At 70.2% G+C, this 6,331-nt stretch carries 6 protein-coding genes; 1 reads left to right on the forward strand and 5 read right to left on the reverse strand.

Going from position 1 to position 6,331, the window contains the following annotated elements; genetic code table 11:
- Together uvrC and CH341_RS26640 are read right to left on the reverse strand one after the other, a co-directional pair.
- A partial coding sequence (uvrC, locus tag CH341_RS26635; RefSeq protein ID WP_111421991.1) for an excinuclease ABC subunit UvrC occupies window positions 1–1,573 on the reverse strand: 1,573 nt, incomplete at its 3' end.
- A 94-nt stretch (window positions 1,574–1,667) separates the two neighbouring features.
- Window positions 1,668–2,444, reverse strand: a complete 777-nt coding sequence (locus CH341_RS26640) for an SDR family oxidoreductase (RefSeq protein WP_111421986.1) — start codon at window positions 2,442–2,444, stop codon at window positions 1,668–1,670.
- Window positions 2,445–2,833: 389 nt separating this feature from the next.
- Here CH341_RS26640 and CH341_RS26645 point away from each other — a divergent pair, with 389 nt between their 5' ends.
- Window positions 2,834–3,451, forward strand: coding sequence for an outer membrane protein (locus CH341_RS26645; RefSeq protein WP_111421987.1), 618 nt, complete (start codon window positions 2,834–2,836; stop codon window positions 3,449–3,451).
- 636 nt (window positions 3,452–4,087) lie between these two features.
- On the opposite strand, the gene CH341_RS26650 is transcribed toward CH341_RS26645, so the two are convergent.
- The 3 genes from CH341_RS26650 to CH341_RS26660 form a co-directional block, all read right to left on the reverse strand.
- On the reverse strand, window positions 4,088–4,300 hold the full coding sequence (locus CH341_RS26650; RefSeq protein WP_111421988.1) for a cold-shock protein: 213 nt from the start codon (window positions 4,298–4,300) through the stop codon (window positions 4,088–4,090).
- Between the two features lie 206 nt (window positions 4,301–4,506).
- Window positions 4,507–5,361, reverse strand: a complete 855-nt coding sequence (locus CH341_RS26655) for a 23S rRNA (adenine(2030)-N(6))-methyltransferase RlmJ (protein ID WP_111421989.1) — start codon at window positions 5,359–5,361, stop codon at window positions 4,507–4,509.
- Between the two features lie 216 nt (window positions 5,362–5,577).
- The gene (locus CH341_RS26660; RefSeq protein ID WP_111421990.1) at window positions 5,578–6,156 is read right to left on the reverse strand and encodes a hypothetical protein; all 579 of its coding nucleotides are present in this window, start codon (window positions 6,154–6,156) and stop codon (window positions 5,578–5,580) included.
- Window positions 6,157–6,331 lie beyond the last annotated feature (175 nt).

Here is a 6,331-nt window from a genome sequence, read left to right on the forward strand (position 1 = left end):
GAGGTGAAGAGAGCGCGGCATCGCCTTGCGCCGTCGGCAGGTCGTCGCCCGCTGCCGCATCCCCCCGCCCCTCCCCCAGCAGCCGCTTGAAGCGGCGCTCCAGCACCTCGCGCATCATGCCGTAGTCGTCGCCGGGCTGGAGGTCGGCGGAGCGGATGTTGAACTTGCGATACTGGCTCTTGCGGAACCCCTCGGGGCCGGCGACCACCATGACGCCGACGGCGTTCGAGCCCTGGATGTGGCTGTTGTCGTAGATTTCGACCCGCCGCGGCATCTTCGGAAGCCCGAAGGTCTCGGCCAACGCCTCCAGCAGGCGCTGCTGCGACGCCGTGTCGGCGAGCTTGCGTCCGAGCGCCTCGCGGGCATTGGCGGCGGCGTGGTCGACCAGATCCTTCTTCTCGCCGCGCTGCGGCGCCGCGATCTCGACCCGCCGCCCCGCCTTGAGCGACAGCGCGTCGGCGAGCAGTCGGCACTCCTCGATGTCGTGCGAGAGCAGGAGCAGCCGCGGCACCGGCTTGTCGTCGTAGAATTGCGCCAGGAAGGCGGCCAGCACGGCCTCGGCCGACAGCGTCCGGTCGGCTTTCGGGAAATAGGCGCGGTTGCCCCAGTTCTGGCCGGCCCGGAAGAAGAACACCTCGACGCACGAGTAGCCGCCGTCCTGGTGGATGGCGAAGACGTCCGCCTCCTCGACGCCGCGCGGATTGATGCCCTGGTGCGACTGCACGGCGGCGAGCGCGGCGAGGCGGTCGCGCAGCACCGCGGCGCGCTCGAAGTCGAGCGTCGCCGAGGCCGCCTCCATCTCGCGCGCCAGCTCTTCCTTCACGGCCCGGCTCTTGCCGGACAGAAACGCCTTCGCCTCGGCGACCAGCACGCCGTAGTCGTCCGGCGCGATCTCGTTCGTGCAGGGCGCCGAGCAGCGCTTGATCTGGTGCAGCAGGCAGGGCCGCGTGCGGCTCTCGTAGACGGCGTCCGTGCAGGAACGCAGCAGGAAGGCGCGCTGCAGCGCCGTGATGGTGCGGTTGACGGCGTTGACGGCGGCGAACGGCCCGAAATACTCGCCCGGCTTGCTGCGGGCGCCGCGATGCTTGGCGATCTGGGCCGGCAGGCCGTCCGCCGTGATGAGGATGTAGGGGAACGACTTGTCGTCGCGCAGCAGCACGTTGAAGCGCGGCCGCAGGCGCTTGATCAGGTTCGCCTCGAGCAGCAGCGCCTCGGTCTCGGTGGCGGTCGAGACGAACTCCAACGCCACCGTGGCGGCGATCATCCGGGCGATGCGGGTGACGTGGCCGGTCGGCCGCGCATAGGAGGTGACGCGGCGGCGGATGTCCTTGGCCTTGCCGACATACAGGACCTCGCCGCCCGCCCCGATCATGCGGTAGACGCCCGGCGCCGACGGCGCGAGCTTGGCATGACGGGCGATCACGGCGCGCCCGGAGGCCAGCGTGCCGGGCTCCGCCTCGGGGAGGTCGGACTCGATCTCCGGCAGCTCCGGGAGGGACGCCTCGTCGTCCGGCTCCTGCTCGGGGGCCAGGTCCGGCTCGAGGTTCTGGTCGTGCTTCTGCATGGGGCTCATATGGGGCGTCGGGCCCCGACTGTCCGGACGATGGTGGTGGCGGGGCCTGTGGGCGAAACGAGGGCGGCGCCCGGGCCCGATCTCGGCGCGCGCCCTACTCCTCCACCCCCACGGCGTCCGGGGTCTGCCAGGCCAGGCGCTGGCCGCCGTCGACCGCGATGGTCTCGCCCGTGACGCTGCGGGCGGCGGCGAGATACAGCACCGCGTCGGCGATCTCCTCGGGCGTCGGCCCGCGGCCGAGCGGCACGGCCCGGGCCTGGCGGGCGAAGGCCTCGGCATCCTGGCGCGGGCTCGGCAGGGTCGGCCCGGGCGCGACGGCATTGACCCGCACGGCCGGCGCCAGCGCCTGGGCCAGCGTCGTGGTCGCGGCGTGCAGCGCACTCTTGCTCAGACCGTAGGAGATGAAGCGCGGCGTCGGCCGCGACACCCGCTGGTCGACGATGTTGACGATCGACGGATCGGCCCCGTCCGGCGCCTGCCCGGCGAAGGCCTGGGCGAGAAAGACGGGGGCGCGGAGATTGACCGCCATGTGCAGGTCGAAGAGGCCGCGGTGGAGGCCGCCGATCTCGTCGCGTTCGAACTCCGAGGCGTTGTTGACCAGCAGCGTCAGCGGCCCGACCGCATCGACCGCGTCCGGCACCAGGCGCAGCACCGCATCGTGGTCGGCGAGATCGGCCAGCACGGTGCGGGCCCGTCCGCCGGCCGCCACAATCTCGGCACACAGCGCATCGGCCTCGGCCCGTGAGGCGCGGGCATGGACGGCGACCGCATAGCCGGAGCGGACGAGGGCCCGCACGATCGCCCGGCCAATGCGTTGCGCCCCGCCGGTGACCAGCGCGGCGCGGACGGGAACGGACGGCGTCTCGGGCATGAAGGACCACGGTTTTCGGGCGCCTCGGGGCGCCCGGGGCAGCGGTTCGGCCGGCACTCTGGTGGCTCGCCGCGGACTTTGCAACGAGGCGTCCGGACGCTGGGCCACCCCGCCGTCCGGCCCGTCCCGGCGGTACAGCCACCCCGGGCGAAGGCGTTAACCTCCTGCTAGCACGGGTAAACGGAGAGTTAAGCTTAACGGGGGGTGCAGGGGCCCAGGTAAGGAAAGCTTTACTCAAAGGCGCCGATAAATCGAAACACGAAATTATCCATTTTTCGCCTTCCGACGGTCCTTGCGGACCCACGATGGCGGGCGACAAACCAGCCGCGCGCAGGGGAGTCGATCCGCCGGATGCCGAAAGGCCGGAGGCGGACGACGTGGAGGCACCGATGAAGACCACGACGATCTCGGCCGGACTGCTCGCCGCGACCCTGCTGGCGGGCCCGACCGGCGCCGCCGACCTCCGCTACGGCGCCCCGTATCAGCAGCCGCCGCCCTATGCGGCCGTGCCGACCTGGACCGGCCCGTATGTCGGCGTGAATCTGGGCTACCAGTTCGGCTCGTCGGCGCTCAGCATGAATCCGAGCGGCATCGTCGGCGGCGTGCAGGGCGGCTACAACTATCAGATCGGCCAGTTCGTGATCGGCGCCGAGACCGACTTCCAGTTCTCGGGCGCCGAGGACACGTTCGCGGCCTACAAGTTCTCCAACCCGTGGTTCGGAACCCTGCGCGGCCGCGCCGGCTTCGCCATGAACAACGTGCTGCTCTATGGCACCGCGGGCTTCGCTTATGGCCGTGGCGAGGTCGAGTGGTTCGGCTGGTCGCAGACCAAGACCCACACCGGCTGGACGGCCGGCGCCGGCATCGAGGTGGCGTTCACGCAGAACTGGAGCGCCCGCGCCGAGTATCTCTATGTCGACCTCGAGAAACAGAACTACACGATGCTCGGCCTCAACGCCGGCATCGAATCGAGCATCGTCCGCTTCGGGTTGAACTACCGGTTCTGACCGCGGTCCGCGCCCCCTTTCCGCAGGTCCGAAGGACGATCACGCTCCGGCGCCTCGGCGCCGGAGCGTTTTTCGTTGCGGCACGCCGCCGGCACGCGATGCGCGGCCCCTGCCGACACGGCCGAGCGGGCCGCAGGGCGCGACCGCTGCATCATCGAGCCGCGGCAGCATCTCGGTCTCTCGGGCTCGCCCTTGCGCCTCGGGATGCGCCCATCCACGGCGGAGCATGGGGCCGAGCTGCGTGGACCGACCCGGGCATGCGGCGTGCGTCGCTCCGCAGCGGCGGCCGCGCTCGCGGCGCCGGTTCGGCAAAAACACCCTCATATGCAAATTTTGCTAGCGGATGCCGGTATCGACGATCACGGGCGGATCGAATGTCCGACCGATCGGATCGGGAGAACCGGCTGGCGCCGTGCGCCTGGATCGGACCTGTCCGGGGTTCGGCCGCTTCGAACGCGGACACGTCCTGGCTCTGGCAATCCGGCTCCGAGGAATGGGACCTGATCAGATCAAGGCCTGATCACGTCGCAGTCGGCCTGTCATGGCCTCGGTTCCGTCTTGTCGCGGGGTTCTGATCGCTCGACGCTCGTCCCGCCCCCCGGCATCGCGACCGATCGGCAGGGACGTCGCTTCGGGCTAGGAGATCACCAGATTGACCGCCTTCGGACCCTTTCCCTTCTTGTCCGGCTCGACGTCGAAGCTGATCCGCTGACCCTCGTTGAGCGACTTCAGACCTGCCCGCTCGACCGCGGTAATGTGAACGAAGACGTCGCGCCCACCATCGTCCGGCTTGATGAAGCCGTAGCCACGCTCACCATTGAAGAACTTAACGGTACCCGCCATTGCCATCGGGACACTCCTATCCCCATGCTGCTTCGCCGTCGGCCCTCACGGCACGACGGCGTGGCCTGACATTCACGTTCCGGAAGACGTCGGCACTAGGCCTCGGCCGTCTCGCGCTCCCGCCGGGAGACTGAACATCAGAGCCCCAGCAAACTTTAACATAGAGGTGACGAGCCAAAAAGAGAAAGCATGTCTGATCTGTGAGATCACTGTCAGGTCGTGCCGATCCGCTCGACACGTGATCCTGCGCCGGCGCCGCGCGCCAGCACCGAGGCGAGCCAGTCGAGCAGACCCGCGAGCTCGTCGGCGAGCCGCCACGGCGGATTGATCAGCACCAGCCCCGTTGTCCGCAGCCCGCCGTCGTTGGCGTCCGTCCCGTGCGCACCGATGTCGAGCTCGATGCGCAGCAGCTTCGGGATTCCGGCGGAGGCGAGCGTGTCGACGAAACCTGCTGCAGCGCGGCGATCCTTCACCGGATACCAGATCAGATAAACGCCGGTCGGCCATTTGCGCACGGCGTTCACGATGCCGTGTGCCAGTCGCGAGAACTCGTCCGGCTGCTCGAACGGCGGATCGACGACGACCAGGCCGCGTCGTTCCTTCGGCGGCAGATAAGCCTTCAGCGCTAGCCAACCGTCGATCGCGATCGCCTTGGCGCGAGAATCACGACCGAGCGCGTCGGCGAGCGCCGCGGCGGCGCGCGGCTCCAGCTCGCATGCGGTGAGCCGGTCCTGCGGTCTCATCAGCTTCAGCGCGAGAAGCGGCGAGCCCGGATAACGCAGCGCACCATCAGAGGAGAGCCCGGCCACGACATCGAGATAGGGCGCGAGCAGCGGCGCGATGGCGGACGGAACGACGGCTTCACGCAGCCGGCCGATGCCGTCGCGCCATTCGCCCGTGCGGGTCGCTTCCGGACCGGCGAGATCGTAGAGCGCAGCACCCGCATGGGTATCGACGACACGGAACGGGGCCGGCTTGTCGCACAGGTGACGCAGCACGAGCGCCAGCACGGCGTGCTTGAGCACATCGGCGAAGTTGCCGGCGTGGAAGGCGTGACGATAGTTCATGGAGACGGCGCTTGCTCGGCCCGCGACACATCGGGAGCGCCGCGCGGGCGGCGACACTCGTGACCGTTTTTGCATAGTCGCGGCGATGCGGACCAGCACTCCCGCGCGCAGGAGACAATCACCCGAGCGCCGCGATCGCAATGCCGCGCAACGGACGCCGCGATGCGGGCAGCGATGCGGGGCGGCGAGCAGCGTGACGCGGGGCGAGACGGCGTGTCAGCTGGGGATCGCCTGGCGCAGGCCGAAGGTGCTGCGCGGCGTGACCGGCGGGCGCGCCTTGCGGCGCAGCGGCTGGACGCATCCGGTGAGCGTCGTGGCTCCGGCGAGCGTCGCGCCGCCGGACGCGGGCGCGCCATCGTCCGGCGGCGTGTCCGGTCCGGAGACGGCGGATCCGCGGCGGGCGATGCGGTCGCACAGGCGCGTGCCGAACCGGATGACGACCAGCAGCGCCGCCGGCAGGCCGACGAGATGCAGGCCGACCACCGCGAAAGCGGCGAGCCGCACCTCCGGCTGCATGGCCGCCGACATCACGACCGCCGGCGCCCAGACCGTGCTGGCGAGCGCGCCGTTGACCAGATCGGCCACCACGTGCAGCCGCGTCCCGGTCGTGCAGCTCCACATGAAGACATCGGCGAGGCTCTCGAGCCGGCAGCCGCGGTCCGGCCCCAGCACGGCGGAGCCGTGCCCCAGCGCCCACCAGGTGACCAGCCAGAGAGCCACATAGGCGATGCCGACCAGGCGCACCGCCAGCCGGGCATCGTCCTCGAACCGTTCGCGTAGGGTCTCGTGCGCCATATCGCTCCGTCTCCGGGCCGCATCCTGCCGCAGCGCGGATCACCCGGTGGTTTTGCCCGGCGGGTGAAGTCGAGCGATCTGGTCCGGCGAAGTGCAGCGGCTCCGGCAAGGATTCGGAAACCATCTGCCCGCGCGGCCCCGGCCGCAGCCCACCGGCCTCGCCGAGCCGCCCGCG

Source organism: Rhodoplanes roseus (assembly GCF_003258865.1).
Taxonomy (GTDB): Bacteria; Pseudomonadota; Alphaproteobacteria; order Rhizobiales; family Xanthobacteraceae; genus Rhodoplanes; species Rhodoplanes roseus.

Coding starts and splice junctions, on each gene's coding strand:
- CH341_RS26645 (WP_111421987.1), top strand. CDS start 2,834: ATGAAGACCACGACGATCTCGGCCGGACTGCTCGCCGCGACCCTGCTG.
- CH341_RS26640 (WP_111421986.1), bottom strand. CDS start 2,444: ATGCCCGAGACGCCGTCCGTTCCCGTCCGCGCCGCGCTGGTCACCGGC.
- CH341_RS26655 (WP_111421989.1), bottom strand. CDS start 5,361: ATGAACTATCGTCACGCCTTCCACGCCGGCAACTTCGCCGATGTGCTC.
- CH341_RS26650 (WP_111421988.1), bottom strand. CDS start 4,300: ATGGCAATGGCGGGTACCGTTAAGTTCTTCAATGGTGAGCGTGGCTAC.
- CH341_RS26660 (WP_111421990.1), bottom strand. CDS start 6,156: ATGGCGCACGAGACCCTACGCGAACGGTTCGAGGACGATGCCCGGCTG.